Source organism: Flavobacterium chryseum (assembly GCF_004362015.1).
Classification (GTDB): domain Bacteria; phylum Bacteroidota; class Bacteroidia; order Flavobacteriales; family Flavobacteriaceae; genus Flavobacterium.
This window is the reverse complement of sequence record NZ_SNWW01000002.1, coordinates 587,691-607,824: the sequence shown is the minus strand read 5'-3', so window position 1 is coordinate 607,824 and position 20,134 is coordinate 587,691. Positions and strand designations below refer to the sequence as shown.

Below are 20,134 nucleotides of genomic sequence, written 5' to 3'. Positions count from 1 at the left end.
TCAAAATTAAATATATAAAAAATGGGTAAAATAATCGGAATTGACTTAGGTACGACGAACTCTTGTGTTTCTGTAATGGAAGGTAACGAAGCAGTTGTTATTCCTAACGCAGAAGGAAAAAGAACAACGCCATCTATCATCGCTTTTGTTGAAGGTGGAGAAATTAAAGTAGGTGATCCTGCAAAAAGACAAGCGGTAACGAATCCTACAAAAACGATTGCTTCTATTAAACGTTTTATGGGACACACTTTTGCTGAGACTACAAACGAAGCAAAAAGAGTTTCTTATTCAGTTGTAAAAGGTGACAACAATACACCACGTGTGGATATTGATGGTCGTTTATATACTGCACAGGAATTGTCAGCAATGACTCTTCAAAAAATGAAAAAAACTGCTGAAGACTATTTAGGTCAAACTGTAACTGAAGCGGTTATTACTGTTCCTGCTTACTTTAACGATGCACAACGTCAGGCTACTAAGGAAGCTGGAGAAATTGCAGGTCTTAAAGTTATGCGTATCATCAATGAGCCAACTGCTGCGGCACTTGCTTACGGATTAGATAAAAAAGGAACTGATCAAAAAATTGCTGTTTACGATTTAGGTGGAGGTACTTTTGATATCTCTGTTCTTGAATTAGGAGACGGAGTTTTTGAAGTATTGTCTACAAACGGTGATACTCACTTAGGTGGAGATGATTTTGACCACGAAATTATTGACTGGTTAGCAAATGAATTCTTAGCTGAAGAAGGTATCGATTTACGTCTTGACCCAATGTCATTGCAACGTTTGAAAGAAGCTGCAGAGAAAGCAAAAATTGAATTGTCTTCTTCTTCAGAAACTGAAATCAACTTGCCATACGTAACGGCTACTGCTTCAGGACCTAAACACTTAGTAAAAAAATTATCAAGAGCTAAATTTGAGCAATTAACTGATTCATTAGTTAAACGTTCTATGGAGCCAGTTGCAAAAGCATTAAAAGATGCAGGTTTATCTACATCTGATATCGACGAAGTTATTCTTGTTGGAGGTTCTACTCGTATGCCAAGAATTGCTGACGAAGTGGAGAAATTCTTTGGTAAAAAAGCATCTAAAGGAGTTAATCCTGATGAAGTTGTTGCTATTGGAGCTGCTATTCAAGGTGGAGTTTTATCTGGAGATGTAAAAGATGTATTGTTACTTGACGTAACACCTCTTTCTTTAGGTATCGAAACTATGGGTGGTGTATTGACTAAATTAATTGAGTCTAACACAACTATTCCAACTAAAAAATCTCAAGTTTTCTCTACTGCTGCTGATTCTCAACCATCTGTTGAAATTCACGTATTACAAGGAGAAAGAGCGATGGCAGTTGATAACAAAACTATCGGTCGTTTCCACTTAGATGGTATTCCACCAGCACCAAGAGGAGTTCCTCAAATCGAGGTTACTTTTGATATTGATGCAAATGGTATCATCAAAGTTTCTGCAACTGATAAAGGAACAGGAAAATCTCACGATATCCGTATCGAAGCTTCTTCTGGATTAACAGCTGAAGAAATCGAAAAAATGAAAAAAGATGCTGAAGCTAACGCTGACGCTGACAAAATAGCTAAAGAAAGAGCTGAGAAATTAAACGAAGCTGACAGCATGATTTTCCAAACAGAAAGTCAATTGAAAGAGTTAGGAAGCAAATTAGCTGACGACCACAAAGTTGCTGTAGAATACGCTTTAACTGAATTGAGAATGGCTCACCAATCTCAAGATATTCCAGCTATTCAAACAGCTCTTGACAACATCAATGCAGCTTGGAAAACAGCTACAGAAGCTATGTATGCTCAAGGTGGTGATCAAGGTCAACAAGCAGCTCCACAACAAGAGCAATCGCAAGGTGACAATGTTGAAGACGTTGAATTCGAAGAAGTAAAATAATTCTTTAGTATTAAGTAATTAGTACAAAGTATTAAGATAGAAAACCGAGTCAGAAATGACTCGGTTTTTTTATGGATTTGTGTTAACAGTTAGTATTTCATATCGGAAAGGTTTTTAGATGTTTGTATTAGCGTTGTTTAATTTTTAAAAGTAATAAAAAGATTATATTTTTTAACGGTTAATATTTTTACAAAATGACAATTGTCATTTCCCATTCAGATTCTTTTTTGTAATATTACTATATAAATCATTTTTGATGAGAAAGATAAAATACAAGAAAGGGCGCAAGCTGCAACACATTAGTTTAGAGTATACAGGAGCACATAAAGGACACCAAACCGAAATGCAGCTTTTCGTATACAATGATGCAGATGTTATTGAATATGAAAAATTTACGGTGGCAGCATTAAATTCTTGTTTTGATTTTACAAAGAATAACTGGCTTAATGTTCATGGTTTAAATGATATTGATTTACTTAAAACTATAGGGCATAATTTTAAGTTTGATGACTTTTTATTAGCAGATATTTTAAATACAACCAAACGAACTAAATTAGAAGAACAGCAAGATGTTTTATTCTTTAATATAAAATCACTTTTGCCTTCTGAATATTCAGATAATATAAGCGTAGAGCAAATTAGTTTTATTTTGAAAGACGGAATTCTAATTTCATTTCAGGAAAAACGAAGTGACTTTTTTGCCCATATTCGCGAGCGCATTCGCACACATGCGGGAATTGTAAGGACTAAAAAAGTAGATTATTTGCTGTATTTACTGTTAGATGCTGTAATGGAAAATTTTTATATTACAATTGAAGATGAAGAAGATAAGATAGAAGAACTGATCAATTTGACAAAAAAAGGAGCAGACCCAATTATTTTAGAAAAAATTGAAAATCATCGGGATAACTTTAATTTCTTAAAACGTTCTATTGTTCCACTTCGCGATTCACTGTATTATTTGAAAACTATAAAAGATGACAATGACAACAATCTAATTCAAAAAGATACTTTTAATTTTTTCATTCGACTGCATCAAAAAAGCTTAGAACTTTTAGAGCAAATTGAATCAGATATGAGTTCATTAGAAAGCGCTTCAAACTTTTATTTTTCGGAACAAAGTCGGAAAATGAATGAAATTATGAAAACGCTTACCATTATTTCGGCCGTATTTATTCCGCTTACCTTTATTGTTGGAGTATACGGAATGAATTTTGAAAATATGCCGGAACTAAAAACGGAAAATGGTTATTTTGTAGTTATGGGCATTATGTTTTTGCTCGTAATAGCCTTAATCATTTATTTCAAAAAAAGACGTTGGTTTTAATATTTATTACACCTTAAAAATCACGATTTACAGTACATTTGTCAGATTGAAAATATAAATTATGAGTAAAGCAATATATATAGCCACAAGCGATCAAAACAGCGGAAAATCGATTATCACACTCGGTTTGATGAGTATTTTGATTGGAAAAACAGCTAAAGTTGGATATTTCCGACCAATAGTTGAGGATTTTGTTGATGGAGAATTAGACAATCATATCGAGACTGTTCTTTCGCATTTTAACCTTGATATTAAGTTTGAAGAAGCCTATGCGATTACAAAAAGTAAACTAATCAAAAAAAAGAATAAAGGCAAAATAGGAGAGGTTTTAGATTTAATTATCGAAAAATATAAAAAACTCGAAGAACGCTTTGATTTTGTTTTAGTTGAAGGAACAAGTTTTACCGGAGAAGGAACTTCAATAGAACTGGATTTGAATGTTTTAATCGCTAAAAACCTCGGAATTCCAACAGTAATTATTGGCTCAGGAGTTGGAAAAACCCTGGAAGAATTAGTTGATAGTTTATATTTGGTTTATGACTCTTTCAAAATAAAAGAAGTTGAAGTTTTAGCCGTTTTTGCCAATAAAGTGCAACCGGAAAATATAGAATTGGTTACTAAAGGATTGCAAAAAAGTTTGCCTGCAAATGTTTTGGTAAATACCATTCCGTTAATCTCGACTTTAAACAATCCTACAATGCAGGAAATTGTTAACGAACTTGATGCGAAAATTTTATTTGGAGAAACCTATTTAAACAACGAAATAGGGCATTTTAGCGTAGGAGCAATGCAATTGCATAATTATTTGGTTCATCTAAATGATAACGCCCTTGTAATTACGCCCGGAGATCGTTCAGACATTATTTTAGGAGCTTTGCAAGCGAATGAATCGGCTAATTATCCAACAATTTCTGGGATTATTCTAACAGGAAATATTCTTCCCGAAGAAAGTATTTTAAAACTTATTGAAGGACTTTCAGCCATTGTTCCGATTATTGCTGTAGATGGCGGAACTTATCACATTACAAATAGAATTGGTGCTATCAAATCAAAAATTTACGCCAATAACACGCATAAAATTGAAACATCAATTAATACTTTCGAAAAGTATGTAGAAGTTGAAGCTCTGTCTGAAAAATTAATCACATTTCAGGCCGAAGGAATGACGCCAAAAATGTTTCAGTACAACATGGTCAAAAGAGCCAAACAACATCGAAAACATATTGTGCTTCCGGAAGGTACCGATGAAAGGATTATTATAGCAGCTTCAAGATTATTAGCTATGGATGTTGTTGATATATCAATTATTGGCGACAAAAAACAAATTGAAAGCAAAGTAACAGAGTTAGGAATTTCATTTGATTTTTCACAGGTAAATATCATTAATCCAATAGAATCAAAATATTATGAAGATTATGCTAATACTTATTACGAGCTTAGAAAAGCAAAGAATGTTAGCATAACAATGGCGAGGGATTTAATGGAAGATGTTTCGTATTTTGGAACCATGATGGTATATAAAGGTCACGCAGACGGAATGGTTTCCGGAGCTGCACACACAACGCAACATACCATTTTACCGGCATTACAATTCATCAAAACAAAACCAAATTCATCCGTAGTTTCATCGGTGTTTTTTATGTGTTTAGAAGATCGTGTTTCGGTTTTTGGCGATTGTGCTATTAATCCAAACCCAACGGCAGAGCAATTGGCAGAAATCGCTATTTCATCAGCAGATTCAAGTGCCGCTTTCGGAATTGAACCAAAAATTGCAATGCTTTCGTATTCTTCGGGTTCATCAGGAAAAGGTGATGAAGTTGAGAAAGTTAGAACTGCAACCGAAATTGTAAAACAAAAACGTCCGGATTTAAAAATCGAAGGTCCAATTCAGTACGATGCCGCAGTCGACCGTGCTGTCGGAAAAAGCAAAATGCCTGATTCTGAAGTTGCAGGTCAGGCGAGTGTGCTTATTTTCCCCGATTTAAATACAGGAAATAATACGTACAAAGCCGTTCAAAGAGAAACCGGAGCTTTGGCCATTGGTCCAATGTTACAAGGCTTAAACAAACCCGTAAACGATTTGAGTCGCGGCTGTACCGTAGACGATATTATTAATACGGTTGTCATTACAGCGATTCAGGCGCAAGGATTATAATTAATTATTAATTGTGAATTATTAATTATGAGTTTTGTGTCTTTTAACTTTAAAAAAAACTTAGCAACTTAGATACTTAGAATCTTAGCAACTTTAAAAAAAATGAAAATATTAATTATAAATTCAGGAAGTTCTTCAATTAAATATCAATTAATGGTTATGCCTGCAAATGAAGTAATTTGTACAGGAATGATCGATCGAATTGGTTTAGAAACTTCTAATGTTACATTCAAAACTTCATCAAATTCTATTGAAGAAATAATACCAATTACAACGCATAAAGTAGGATTAGAGAAAGTAGCCGAAATGCTTTTAGATCCTGAAAAAGGAGTCATAAAATCGACTTCTGAAATTACCGCTGTTGGTCATCGCGTGGTGCATGGAGGAAGTTATTTTTCAGACACAACAATTATAAATGACGAAGTTAAAGAAAAAATAAAAGAACTTTCAGAACTGGCTCCGCTTCATAATCCTGCGCATTTGGTTGGAATAAATGTTGCCGAAGAAATTTTTTCTAACGCTAAACAAGTAGCCGTTTTTGATACTGCTTTTCATCAGACTATTCCGGTTGAAGCGTATAAATATGCGATACCAAATTATCTTTTAACCGAAAATAAAGTTCGTGTTTATGGTTTTCATGGAACAAGTCATAAATATGTTTCAGAAAAAGCAATTGAGTTTTTAGAAAAGAATTCAAAAATAATCACGATTCACTTAGGAAATGGCTGCAGCATGACTGCGATTAAAGACGGAAAAAGCATCGATACTACAATGGGATTTTCGCCTTCAAATGGTTTGATAATGGGAACTCGTGCCGGAGATATTGACCAATCGGTTATATTTTATCTGATAAAAAATCTTGGCTACACGGCAGATGATGTAAATTCCATTTTACTGAAACAAAGCGGAATGCTTGGCCTTACAGGTTACAGTGATTTACGTGATATTGAATCTGAAGCTGAAAAAGGAAACAAAGATTGTCAGTTGGCTTTACTAATGAATGCGTATCGAATCAGAAAAACTATTGGTGCCTACACAGCGGCTTTAAATGGTTTAGATGCCATTGTTTTTACAGCGGGAATTGGCGAAAACTCTTCGTACATGCGTAAATTGGTTTGTACGGATATGGATTATTTTGGAATCGAAATAGACGACGAAAAGAATCAGATTCGTTCTAAAACCATTAGAGAAATTAATACACCAAATTCTAAAGCAAAGATTTTAGTAGTACCAACAGATGAAGAATATGAGATTGCAAATCAGGTGTATCAATTGCTTGAAAATTAAATAAAACATTATAGTTTCTTTAAAAAGCTTCTCACCTGAGAAGCTTTTTTTACGCCCTAAAATTCAATATTTGTCATTATCTTTGAATATAAATCTCAATATCTTGAAATCGATACTTTTAAAAACATTATTCTTCTTTTTCATTGCTTTTCAAGCGCACGCACAAGAATTACTTCCTTTCGTAGAAAACTATAATAAATCAGATTATCAGGGTGATAATCAAATCTGGAATGCAGCACAGGGAAATGATAAAGCCATGTATTTTGCCAATAATCATTATTTATTGCGATACGATGGCGTTATTTGGGAGAAATATTCTTTGCCCAACAAAACTATTATTCGTTCAATTTTAATTGAAGGTGATAAAATATATTCTGGTTCTTATAAAGAATTTGGCTATTGGTATAGAGAAAATGGAAAGATGAAATATGTATCCATTACCAAAAACCTTCGCTTGTTTGCTGAAAAAGATAATGAAGAAATTTGGAAAATTTTCAGATACAATGGTTCCTTATATTTTCAGTCTTTTAATGACGTTTTTATTTACGACGGAAAGCATATTTCAAAAATCAAATTTCCATTTTTAATATCTTATTGTTTCGTAGTAGATAAAAATCTTTATGTCGCATCTGTCGATAAAGGTCTTTTTAGAATGAATGGTTCAAAAATTTCAAATCCAAAAGGTTGGAATATTTTAAAAAACACCGTTGTTCACGCTATCGAAAAATACAAAAATACAATCTACATATTTACGCAAAAGAAAGGTATTTTTATTGTTGAAGAATCGGGTTTAAAACCCTGGAATAATCCATTAAATGAAACTTTAAAAGCAAACGGAATTAACGTAGCAAAGTTTATTAAAAACAATAAACTAGTTGTTGGTACGGGAAATAAAGGCGTTTATATTTATGACTTTATTACGCAGACCTATAAGAATATAGATCGAAATAATGTTTTGATGAACAATTCGGTCTTATGTATTGGTTTTGATAAAGAGGAAGATTTATGGCTTGGTCTCGATAACGGAATTGCCCACGTTGAAGTAAATTCGCCAATTTCATTTTTTTATGATAATTCAGGAATTTTAGGTTCTGTTTATTCTGTTGCAACAACGAATAGCGGATATTTAATTGCCTCAAATCACGGAATTTTTGAGTTTAATTCCGGGAATTTTAATATGTTGCCCAACACGCAAGGTCAGGGTTGGAATATTACTAAAATTGGAAGCAAATACATTATAGGTCATAACGATGGAACTTTTTGTTATGAAAACGGTGCATTAAACAAAATTAATCAGGTAAGCGGTGGTTGGAATTTATCTAAAAGTATGATTAACGATACTTATTTTCAATCTACTTACAGCGGAATTTTGGTTTATAAAGATGCTTCAAAACTTACAGAAAATAAATTAATTAGCGGTCTTTCAAAACCTATAAAATATGTAGCCCAAAATAAAAAAAATGAAATATGGGCAGCAGATAATTATCGCGGATTATATAGAGTTTTATTTGATGATAATTTTAAAACCAGGAAAATTGAAAATATTACACAGCAAAGTAAAATTAAAAATGATTTTGGAGTTAAGATTTTCGAATTTAGAAACGAAATACTTTTTCTGATTAATAATGTTTGGTACACGTTTAATTCTATTTCAAATAAATTAGAAGAGAATGAATTGTTCAATACTAATTTTAAGAATATTGCTGATGTTGTAGCCATAGATAAAGACCATTTTATAGTACTTCAGGAAAATATTTTATATCATATATATGCAAATGGAAACAAGTTTGTGTGGAATATGATTCAGGAGAAATATTATAAAGGAAAATTGATCAATGAAAACTTAAGAATTTTCAGAAGTCAAAACCATTATTTAATGAATCTTGATGATGGTTTTATTTCCCTTCAATTAGAATATCAGAATAAACAAAATAAAGGCGTTAAGGTTGAAGCTTATAATAATAATAAACTTTTGCCAAATGACAGTAAAATAAAATATAATACCGAGCTTAGAGTAAACGTAATATCTGGAATTTACGGAGCTGGCAGACCTAATTTATTTTATCAGATTAATAAAGGAAAAAACTATATTCCAATTTCAAACGGAGTAATAGTTTTAAATAATCTTAGCAGTGGTTCTCATTCAGTTGTAATTTTTAAACATGATGGTGCAAATTATGACACTGTTTCCAGTTTTGATTTCAAAGTTGCACAACCTTGGTACTTTTCATTTTGGATGATTTTACTTTATTTATTGATAATCGCTGCGGTATTGTTTTTCTATTATAAATGGAATAAACTTCGCTATACGCAAAAATTAAAATTGCAGGCTGAAGAATTAAAACATCAGAGAGAAATTCTTGAGATGGAATTGAAAACAGAAAACGAATTAAATATTCAGGAATATGAAAAACATATTTTAGAACTTGAATTACAAACCAAATCATCAGAAGTTGCCGGAAAATCGTTGTCGATTGCCAAGCAAAGTGAAATGATTGACAATATCCAAACCATTCTTGATTCTGAAAAAGATTTTAATAAACTAAAAAGCGAAATTAAAAAAACCATTAAAATAAATGAAGTAAATAAACACGAATGGGAGATTTTTGAAACGAATCTGAATCAAATTCATAATGAGTTTATTATTAACCTTTCTAAGAAATTTCCAAACCTGACTCCCAAAGATATAAAACTTTGTGTTTATCTTAAAATGAACCTTTCTTCGAAGGAAATTGCACCCATGATGAACATATCATTTAGAGGTGTAGAATTGCACAGATATCGACTAAGAAAGAAATTAAACCTCACTCAAGAAGAAAACCTGTCAAAATTTTTATTAAGTGTGTAAGATTCGTATCTGTTATTTGTAGATTTTATATTTTTACACATCATTTTTTATAGAATTCCAATACATCATTACTACATCATAATGTTATGTTAAGAAATTATTATTAACATTTATTATGTTGATTATCATTAGTATACAATGGTATTTTAACATAATGATGTAGCTGTGTAGTAGTGGTGTTTGATGTACTACAACGTTGTAATTGTTTAATTTGGCTCTACTAACTTAAACGATTACGAACTGTATGAAAAATTTTATTTTTAGCTTATTAGCGCTCTTATTGCTTCCGGCGTACATGTCTGGGCAAACACAAGCAATTAAAGGAAAAGTAGTAGACAGTAGCGGAATGGGAGTTCCGGGGGCAGTTATTAGTGCTCCAAGTTCCAGAGCCACTGCTGATGCTGATTTCGACGGAAATTTTACGATAAATGCCAAAGAAGGCGAGATGATAAAAATCTCAATGCTGGGTTTTGACCCTGTTTCATTGCCAGCAACTTCGGCTCCAATGACAATTACATTAAAAGAATCAGGTGATACTGCTTTAAAAGAAGTAGTTGTAATTGGTTATGGTACAAGAAAGAAAATTGATAATACTACCGCAATTTCTTCAATAAAAGGAGAAGAGGTCGCGAAAACAAAAGTTTTAAATGCTTCTCAAGCCATCCAAGGTAAAGCTGCCGGGGTTCAGGTTACATCATCCGATGTTCCTGGAAGTACGCCTTCTGTAGTTATTAGAGGAGTTGGTACAGCATTAGGAGGAAGAACTCCTTTATATGTTGTTGATGGTATGCCAACAGAAAACATCAATAATATTAATACAAATGATATCGTTTCGTATGAAATTCTTAAAGATGCATCATCATTAGCTATTTATGGTACCAGAGGTGCAAATGGTGTAATTATGATTACTACAAAAAGCGGTAAAGGAAACAAAGTTACTGTAGAAGTTGAAAGTTTTGGTGGGGTTAGGTCTCCACTGAAAAAAGTAAAAATGGCTAACGCAAATCAATTTGCTGCTTACTCTAATGCAGCCTTGGGAGCCAATACATTTGCTGCAAATCAACCTGTAAATACAGATTGGTTTGATGAGATTACAAGAACTGGAAGCTATACTCAAAATAACGTTTCGGTTTCAGGATCATCTGAAAATATAAAATACTTTTTTAGTGTAGGTAATTATGAAGAAAAAGGTATTTTAAATGGACTGGATTACGGTCGTACAACGTTTAGAAATAACAATGAATATAAAATTTCTAAGAAATTAACTTTAAGTCAGAACTTTAGTTTTAGTTCTGTAAAATCTTCTCCACAGCCTCTTAGTGCATTTACAAATGCTTACAGACAATCTCCAATTGTTCCGGTTTATTTTCCTGATGGCAAATATGGAGTTCCATTTGTAGCTAACGGTGTTGCAAGCGAAACAGGATCTGCTTTTAATACAGTGGAAAATCCGGTTTCTCAATTGAATTTTTATGACGAACAACAACGTAGCGTAATGTTTCAAGGAGGTTTAAAATTAGATTATACAATTATAGACGGGTTAAAATTCACATCTCAATTTAATGGTGAATATTATAATTGGAAACAATACAATTATGTTGATACTAAAGGTAAATGGTTAGCTGCTGATCCAACACGTGTTGCAAGTGCTTATCCAATTTCAGGAAATACAAATGTATTGACAAAAGGCAGAGAACAATATTTCAACTGGAACTTGTCTAATTATTTGACTTATAATAAAGTATTTGCAGAAATTCATGATGTTGAAGTAACTGCCGGTATTGAAACAAATGTAAAAGGACATAAAGAAAAATTAACAATTGACAGAAAAAATGTAACTCCAGATTCTAACTACTGGGCACCAGTAGGTGATCAATATAATTTTGCTGCTGATATACTTAAATATCAAGATGAAAATTATAATGAATTAAAATTAGCATCTTACTTTGCTCGTTTCCAATATAAGTTATTAGACAGATATTTGGTTACAGGTACAATTAGACGTGATGGATCTTCTAATTATGCGAATGATTATCGTTGGGGAACTTTTCCTTCTTTTGGTTTAGGATGGATTATGACTAAAGAAAAATTCTTGTCTGATATCAAAGGAGTTGATTTAATTAAACTTAGAGGTGGTTGGGGTAAATTAGGTAACCAAAATGTGCCTCTTAATGCACAAACTTTTTCATCAGGTTACGGTTATTATTTCCCGGGATTAGATGCAAATGGAAATACAATTAATATTCAGGTAGATCCAACTTTATCTTGGGAAATTGTAGAAGAAGCTTCTGCAGGAATAGATTTCGAACTTTTAAATAACAGATTAAAAGGATCTTTTGATGTGTATGATAAAGAAACTAAAAATACCATTTTATATACTAAACCTTTAATGACTTCAGGAATTGATCAACAAGCTGCAAGGCACGTTGGTGAAGTTTCTAATAAAGGATATGAGATTTCTTTACGTTGGGATGATAAAATCAATGATAATTTAAGTTATTGGATTGGTGGTAATTATGCTTACAATAAAAATGAATTAGCTAAAATAACTGATCCGCAAATCGTACCAACAATTGGAGGTGGATTAGGAAATGGTCAGGATACTAAGATATTAGATTATTCATCTGTTGGAAAACCATTGGGTAGCTTTTATTTATATGAATATGCAGGAGTAGATCCCGCAAATGGAAGTATGCTATATTATAATTCAGTTGGTCAAAAAGTAACTCAAAATCTTTTAGACGGTAACAAGGATAAGAAATATTTTGGTTCTGTTTTACCAACGTCTACTTACGGGGTAACTTTAGGATTAGTTTATAAAAATATTGATTTCTCTGTTGATGGTTACGGTACTGGCGGTGCTAAAGTTTATAATGGTAAAAAAGCACAACGTTTTTCTGGTGAAAATGTAGAAGCCTCTGTAGCAACAGATTTCTGGACACCAACCAATACAACAGCGACAAATCCTGCGCCATTTAATCAAGTTCCTGTAGCTTCGACTTATTATATGGAATCTGGAGATTTCTTCAGAATTAATAATATTACTCTAGGTTATAAATTACCACTTCAGGAAGATCAATTTATTACTTCTTGCAGAATTTACATCAATGCAATTAATCCATTTATTACTCAAAAATTCTCAGGTTTTACTCCTGAATTAAATGGTGACGGAGATCCAACAAAAAGTCAGGGTGTAGAGTTAGATGCTTATCCGGCATTAAGATCATTTGTAATTGGTGCTAATTTTAAATTTTAAAAACATGAAAAATATATATATAGCGATGTCGGTCTTCTCAGCCCTCATCTTTGCAGGTTGTTCTGATGATTATTTAGATGTTAAACCAAGTCAGTCTATTCCTGTAGAAGATTTAGAGCTTTACAATAATGACATTGGAGCAAAATCATTTGTAACTTCTGTTTACAATGAATTCCTAAGCTGGGAAATGTCTTCTTTTGCCTGGAACGGAATTTCTAGTATTGCTTCTGATGATGCAGATAAAGGCTCTATACCGGGTGATACAGGTGCAGATAAAGACATTCTGGACGCACTTACTTATGAAGGATCAAATCCATCTGTAGAAACTATTTTTAAAGCAAATTATGTTGGTATCAACAGAGCAAATCAAGCCATAGTAATAGTTCCAAAATTAGATAAGGCAAACAGTGATTTAAGATCAAGATTAGTAGGAGAAGCTAAGTTTTTAAGAGCTTTTATGTACTTTACTTTAGTTAAATGTTACGGAGGAGTTCCACTTATCGATCATATACCAGTTCCTGGAGTTGAATCGGATAGAATTATGCAATTAACGCGTAAAACTCCAGCAGAAATATATGCTTTTATTGAACAAGATTTGAATGAAGCAGCAGCTGCATTACCAGAAAAATCTGCTTATTCAGATGCTGACAAAGCAAGAGCTTCAAAAGGAGCTGCTTATGCTTTACTAGCTAAAGTTAGTTTATACCAAAAGAAATGGCAACAAGTAGTAGATAATTGTAATAAAGTTACGGGTTACTCTATTGTTGGTGATTATGCTTCGATGTATAAAGTTACTGGAGAATTTGGACCTGAATCAATTTTTGAAATTAATTCAGTAGGAACAGCTCCTGCGTTAGGTATCGATAACTATTCTGTATCTCAAGGTATTCGTAGCAACGGAGGTTGGGGTTGGGGTTTCAATGCTCCGTCTCAAAGTTTAATAAATGCTTATGAGCCAGGAGATGTAAGAAAGGCTGCAACAATTATATTCCCAGGTTCAACATTATATGACGGACGTATAGTTCCATCGCTAACTCAAGAAGAAATAACGGCTGGTTTCCCTAAAGCAGCTAATTATAAAGCATATTCTTCTAATTTTACGGATCAAGGTAAAGCTGATGCCAATATCAGATATTTAAGATATGCAGAAGTTTTATTGATGAAAGCTGAAGCTTTTAATGAATTAGGTCAAACTGGTGATGCAATTCCTTTGTTAAATCAAATCAGAAATAGAGCAAATTTAGGCGTTACTCCTGCCGTATCTCAAGCTGATGTTAGAATTGCAATATGGAAAGAAAGAAGAGTAGAGCTTGCATTTGAGCACGACAGATTCTTCGACTTAGTAAGAACCGGACAAGCCAAAGCTGCTTTTGCAATAGATGGTAAGACTTTTACTGAAGGTAAAAACGAAGTATTCCCTTTACCAGCTTCATTTTTAAGAGAAGCAAGCGGATTATCTCAGCAAAATCCTCTTTACGTAAATTAAAATACTACATCACTTCCTTCAACATTCTGAAGGAAGTGATGTATATTATGTATTTCTATAAATCAAATTATGAAAAGTATGAAAATAGTAATTTTATTTTTTTTGTTGTTTTCGACAGAAATTATTTTATCTCAAAATGTGGTGACCTACTCTAATCTTTCACAGACTGTTACAGCTGAGTCTGGTCAAGAAGTATTAGTAAAAGTTATGGCTTCATGCACAGGAAGTTCTTCGACCTCAGTATTAATAAATCCCACTTATTGCGTCTTTGACAATGGATTAACAGGTGTTAATTTTAGTAATGGTACTTATTTACTACCGGGGCAACAATCTGAAATAACGTTTAAGTTTAGAAAAGCTACTCCTCTAGATCATTCATTTACATATAAGTTTTCAACAAATTCTAGTTGTTCGCAAGAGGATTCTAAAATGATCAGTATAACAGTTAATTATAAAAAAGGAGCCACTCAAGAGACAGGTCTAGCAAAAACAACTAATATAAATTTTGTTTCATATGACAATAAAATTATTGTAAAATGGAGCAAGGTGCCAGGTGCATTATCTTATACTCTGGAGTATAGAAAAACAGGAACACCAGTCACTTATGGACGAACTACTTCAACAGAAACTACTAAAACGATACCAGATTTATTACCCAATTCATTATATCAATTTTGGATTAGAGCAGAACCTTATTCAGAGTCATTAGATTTTCCTCCTTATGTATCCAATAATTGGGAACTTGCAGAAGTATATACAGAGTCAGCAACACCGCCGTCATTAGATGGAAGTGATAAATTTTGTTCAACAGCAACCAGTGGTTATACACAAAGATATGCCATTTTTTATATGCCTAAATATTATAATTCAATAAATTGGACAGTTGAGCCATCTTACGCTGTTTTAGCGAGACCTGGTACAGGAAATGATCTTGTGATAAGCAGAGCATCAACAGTTCCATTCACTATCAAAGCAGTAATAAAAATTGCAGGTAAAGAGGATTTAACTTTTATAAAAAATGTTTCTAATTCATGTCAACTGTCAGCTTTAAAAAACACTGATTTTGTATATCCTCCTTCTGATTTGATAGTTAATAGTGCTTGTAGCACATCTGGAGGTGTATGTGGAACAGCTAATTTTCAATGGAAATCAGATAATAATACAATTCTACACGAGGTTGAATATATGATTTTAAATTATGCTTCAAACCCTGCTAGTCCTGTAAACGGAAGTTTTCAAACAATGGAGTCTTCTCATGTAGCTTACAATATGTATGTCAATAAAGATTTACAACCTTGGAGAATAAAATTTAGAGTAAGATCTAAATCACAAAATGGTACTTGGAGTGATTTTAGCCAATGGTCTGCAAATTTTGCTTGGTAAATAATTAATTTTAAAAAATAAATAATGGTTAGAATTTCAGTTTTATTATTAGCTTTTACTTTTTTTAGTTGTGGTTCAAATGATAAACCAAAAGAAGAAAAGGAAGAAAATGCTACAACTGTTGCATTAACAGACGAACAACTTTTAGAAACTGTTCAAAAACAAACCTTTAAATATTTTTGGGATTATGCAGAACCAAATTCAGGATTAGCCAGAGAACGCTACCATCCGGATGGAATTTATCCTGAAAATGATGCAAACATCGTAACAACAGGTGGTTCAGGTTTTGGATTAATGGCGATTGTTTCCGGAATGTCTCAAGGATATATTTCTAAAGAACAAGGAGTTGAAAGATTAAACAAAATTGCTGATTTTTTAGGCAAAGCCGATCGTTTTCACGGAGCATGGTCACACTGGATAGACGGAAATACCGGAAAAGTAAAACCTTTTGGAACCAAGGATAATGGTGGAGATTTAGTCGAAACGTCATTTTTGGTTGCAGGGATGATTACTGTTCGCGAATATCTAAAAGAAGGCTCTGAAAAAGAGAAAGCCGTAGCGCAAAAATATGATGCACTTTGGAAAGGTGTAGAGTGGAATTGGTTTACAAACAATAAAAATGTACTGTATTGGCACTGGTCACCAACTTACGACTGGCAAATGAATTTTCCACTGCAAGGCTATAACGAATGTTTAATTACCTATGTAATGGCAGCATCTTCGCCAACGCATTCAATTGATGCAAAAGCATATCACGAAGGCTGGGCCAGAAATGGTGACATTGTTTCATCAGATAAAAAATATAATGTTCCATTGGTTTTAAAACATAATGGTGCTGCAGAATTTGGTGGACCTTTATTCTGGGCGCATTATTCGTATGTTGGCTTAGATCCAAATCAATTGAGCGATAAATATGCTAACTATTGGGATTTGAATGTAAATCAGACTAAAATCAATTATGAATATTGCGTTGAAAATCCAAAGAAAGTAAAAGGTTATGGACCTGATTATTGGGGATTAAGTGCTTCATATTCAAGAAATTCTGACGGATCAATAGGATATAATGCCCATATGCCAAGTAACGATCAGGAAGTAATCTCTCCAACAGCAGCAATTAGTTCAATTGTATATATGCCAAAAGAATCAATGGCATTCATAAGAAATCTATATGAAAATCATAAAGAACAAACTTGGGGAAATGCTGGTTTTTACGATGCACTAAGCTTAGGGAATAATAATTGGGTTGCAAAACGTTATTTAGCAATTGATCAGGGCCCGGAAGTAGTAATGATTGAAAATTACAGAACTGGTTTATTATGGAAATTATTTATGAATGCCCCGGAAGTAAAACAAGGTTTAACAAAACTTGGTTTCAAATCTGGAAAATATGGGATTTAAGATAATTTAATATGAAGTACAAATTAGCAGTATTAGTGCTCTTATTTTCTGTATTAGGTTTTGCACAAAAAGAAACAAATGGAAAAATAAAAACAGTTGTGGTAACCAATTATGAATTAGGCTACGTTTTGCACAAACCAGCAAATACAAAAGATAAAAAGCCATTAATCGTTTTTATTTCAGGTGATGGAGAAAAGGGAACAGATCTCGAAAAAGTAAAAATTCATGGACCTTTAAAGTATTTAAAAACACATGAATTAGATGCTTATGTTGTTGCACCACAATGCAAAGAAGATGAAAATTGGAACATAGAATCTATTTATGAATTGATTTTAAAAATTCAAAAAGAGAACAAAATTGATCCTGAAAGAATATATGTTACAGGATTAAGTTCGGGAGGCTGGGCAGCATGGAATTTAGCACTTTCATATCCTGAAAAATTTGCGGCAATTGTACCAATTTCTGGTTTTGTTGATTTAATTGAGTTAGAAAGCGCATGTAAGATTGCAAATATTCCAACTAGGATTTTTCACGGATTATTAGATGATGTGGTAAAGGTAGATTATGCCATAACCATTTACAAAGAGTTAAAAAAGTGCAATGCACCAGATGTTCAACTCACCATTTTTGATGATGCAGGTCACGACAGTTGGACAAGAGTTTATGATAATCCGGAAATTTACAACTGGATGTTGAAACAGGTTAAAAAGAATACAAACAAATAAAAACGATAGAATGAAAAACAAATTAGTCTTACTTTTTTTAGGATGTGCTGTTTTGGGTTACGCCCAGAAAAAGAACACTAAGAATGCAGTAACAATTAAGCCGAAATCAGAGTTTGTAGCTGAATTAATTTCTAAAATGACATTAGATGAAAAATTAGGACAGCTAAATTTACCAACTTCTGGCGATATTACTACAGGACAAGCTAATAGTTCGAATGTTGCAAAAAATATTGCTGAAGGCAAAGTAGGAGGTCTATTCAATATAAAATCAGTACAAAAAATTAAAGAAGTACAAAAGATCGCTGTTGAAAAAAGCCGTTTAAAAATTCCGTTGCTTTTTGGTATGGATGTAATTCATGGTTACGAAACAACATTTCCAATTCCACTTGGTCTGTCATGTACGTGGGATATGAATTTGATTGAAAGAAGTGCTCAAATTGCAGCTCAGGAAGCAAGTGCTGACGGAATCAACTGGACATTTTCGCCAATGGTTGATATTTCTCGTGATCCTCGTTGGGGAAGAGTTTCTGAAGGTTCAGGTGAAGATCCGTACTTAGGAAGCCAGATTGCAAAAGCAATGGTAAACGGATACCAACAACATGATCTTTCCAAAAACAACTCTATTTTGGCGTGTGTAAAACATTTTGCTTTATACGGTGCACCAGAAGGAGGACGTGATTACAATACAGTTGATATGAGTCATATCAGAATGTTCAACGATTATTTTCCGCCATACAAAGCAGCGGTTGATGCCGGAGTAGGTTCAGTTATGGCTTCTTTCAATGAAATTGATGGAATTCCTGCAACCGGAAACAGATGGTTAATGACTGATGTTTTAAGAAAAAAATGGGGTTTTAAAGGTTTTGTAGTTACAGATTTTACTGGAATTCCTGAGATGATAGAACACGGAATGGGTAATTTGCAAGACGTGTCTGCTTTATCATTAAACGCAGGTGTTGAAATGGATATGGTTGGAGAAGGTTTTTTGACAACTTTAAAGAAATCTTTAGAAGAAAAAAGAGTAACGATTGCTCAAATTGATAATGCTGTTAAACTTATTTTAGAAGCAAAATACGATTTAGGATTGTTCCAGGATCCGTATAAATATTGTAATGAAAACAGAGCAAAAACGGAAATCTTTACCGCAAGCAGCAGAAAAGAAGCACGTCAGATTGCAGCACAATCATTGGTTTTATTAAAAAATCAAAATCAGGCATTACCGCTTAAAAAATCAGGAACTATTGCACTTATCGGACCGTTGGCAGATGCTAAAGAAAATATGCCGGGAACCTGGAGCGTAGCGACAAAAATGGAAAATGCTATTTCATTATTGGCAGGAATTAAAGAAGTTGCAGGAACTTCCACGAAAGTGTTATATGCTAAAGGAAGTAACTTAGATTATGATGAAACTTTTGAAACTAACGCGACAATGTTTGGAAAAACATTGCACCGTGATGCTCGTTCTAAAGAAGAATTATTGGCAGAAGCCTTAAAAGTAGCCAATCAATCAGACGTTATTGTGGCGGCTTTAGGAGAATCCGCAGAAATGAGCGGAGAGTCCAGCAGTAGAACAAATTTAGAAATTCCACAAGCACAAAAAGATTTATTGAATGCATTACTAAAAACTGGAAAGCCAGTTGTTTTAGTTTTATTCGACGGACGTCCGCTAGTTTTAACTGATGAAGAGAAATCAGTTCCGGCAATCTTAAACGTTTGGTTTGCAGGTACAGAAGCAGGTTATGCTATAGCTGATGTTTTATTTGGAGATGTTAACCCATCAGGAAAATTGACAACAACTTTTCCAAGAAGCGTTGGTCAGTTGCCAATTTATTATGCACATAAAAACACAGGAAGACCACTTTCTAATACAGAAGGAAAATTCGAAAAATTCAGATCAAATTATATTGACGAAAGAAACGAGCCATTATTTCCATTTGGTTTTGGTTTAAGTTATACCACATTTGAGTATTCAAACGTAAAAATTTCATCTGATAAAATGAATTTCAGCGGAAAATTAAAAGTAACAGTTGATGTTGCCAATACAGGAAATTATGACGGAAAAGAAACCGTTCAGTTATACATCAGAGATTTAGTTGGTTCAGTAACAAGACCAGTTAGAGAACTGAAAAACTTCCAAAAAATAACACTTAAAAAAGGTGAAAAACAAACGGTGACTTTTGATATCACGGTTGAAGATTTAAAATTTTATAATTCTGATTTACAATTCGTAGCAGAACCTGGACAGTTTGATGTTTTCGTTGGAGGAAATTCAAATGCCGATAAGAAAGTTAGTTTTGAGTTAACTAAATAATTGGTTTGTTAATTAGTAATGCCCTTCGTACTGGTTATACGAAGGGCTTT

General features: G+C 33.2%; 11 protein-coding genes. All 11 read left to right on the top strand.

Annotated elements, in window-relative coordinates; genetic code table 11:
- Window positions 1-21 precede the first annotated feature (21 nt).
- The gene (dnaK, locus tag EV143_RS06360) at window positions 22-1,908 is read left to right on the top strand and encodes a molecular chaperone DnaK (protein WP_133507130.1); all 1,887 of its coding nucleotides are present in this window, start codon (window positions 22-24) and stop codon (window positions 1,906-1,908) included.
- 256 nt (window positions 1,909-2,164) lie between these two features.
- A complete protein-coding gene (corA, locus tag EV143_RS06355; RefSeq protein ID WP_133507129.1) occupies window positions 2,165-3,235 on the top strand; it encodes a magnesium/cobalt transporter CorA in 1,071 nt (356 codons plus the stop codon).
- Window positions 3,236-3,296: 61 nt separating this feature from the next.
- The gene (gene pta / locus EV143_RS06350; protein WP_133507128.1) at window positions 3,297-5,390 is read left to right on the top strand and encodes a phosphate acetyltransferase; all 2,094 of its coding nucleotides are present in this window, start codon (window positions 3,297-3,299) and stop codon (window positions 5,388-5,390) included.
- A gap of 102 nt (window positions 5,391-5,492) precedes the next feature.
- A complete protein-coding gene (locus tag EV143_RS06345; protein WP_133507127.1) occupies window positions 5,493-6,677 on the top strand; it encodes an acetate/propionate family kinase in 1,185 nt (394 codons plus the stop codon).
- A 103-nt stretch (window positions 6,678-6,780) separates the two neighbouring features.
- Window positions 6,781-9,525: a helix-turn-helix and ligand-binding sensor domain-containing protein gene (locus EV143_RS06340; RefSeq protein WP_133507126.1), complete on the top strand. Its 2,745-nt coding sequence runs from the start codon at window positions 6,781-6,783 to the stop codon at window positions 9,523-9,525.
- 244 nt (window positions 9,526-9,769) lie between these two features.
- Window positions 9,770-12,781, top strand: a complete 3,012-nt coding sequence (locus tag EV143_RS06335; protein WP_133507125.1) for a SusC/RagA family TonB-linked outer membrane protein — start codon at window positions 9,770-9,772, stop codon at window positions 12,779-12,781.
- Between the two features lie 4 nt (window positions 12,782-12,785).
- Window positions 12,786-14,267, top strand: coding sequence for a RagB/SusD family nutrient uptake outer membrane protein (locus EV143_RS06330; protein ID WP_133507124.1), 1,482 nt, complete (start codon window positions 12,786-12,788; stop codon window positions 14,265-14,267).
- A 78-nt stretch (window positions 14,268-14,345) separates the two neighbouring features.
- On the top strand, window positions 14,346-15,650 hold the full coding sequence (locus EV143_RS06325) for a fibronectin type III domain-containing protein (protein WP_133507123.1): 1,305 nt from the start codon (window positions 14,346-14,348) through the stop codon (window positions 15,648-15,650).
- Window positions 15,651-15,674: 24 nt separating this feature from the next.
- Complete coding sequence (locus EV143_RS06320) at window positions 15,675-17,048, top strand: glucoamylase family protein (RefSeq protein ID WP_133507122.1); 1,374 nt, start codon at window positions 15,675-15,677, stop codon at window positions 17,046-17,048.
- 11 nt (window positions 17,049-17,059) lie between these two features.
- Window positions 17,060-17,773 carry a carboxylesterase family protein gene (locus tag EV143_RS06315; RefSeq protein WP_133507121.1) on the top strand — a complete coding sequence of 238 codons (714 nt, stop codon included), beginning with the start codon at window positions 17,060-17,062 and terminating at the stop codon, window positions 17,771-17,773.
- Between the two features lie 10 nt (window positions 17,774-17,783).
- The gene (gene bglX / locus EV143_RS06310) at window positions 17,784-20,084 is read left to right on the top strand and encodes a beta-glucosidase BglX (protein WP_133507120.1); all 2,301 of its coding nucleotides are present in this window, start codon (window positions 17,784-17,786) and stop codon (window positions 20,082-20,084) included.
- Window positions 20,085-20,134 lie beyond the last annotated feature (50 nt).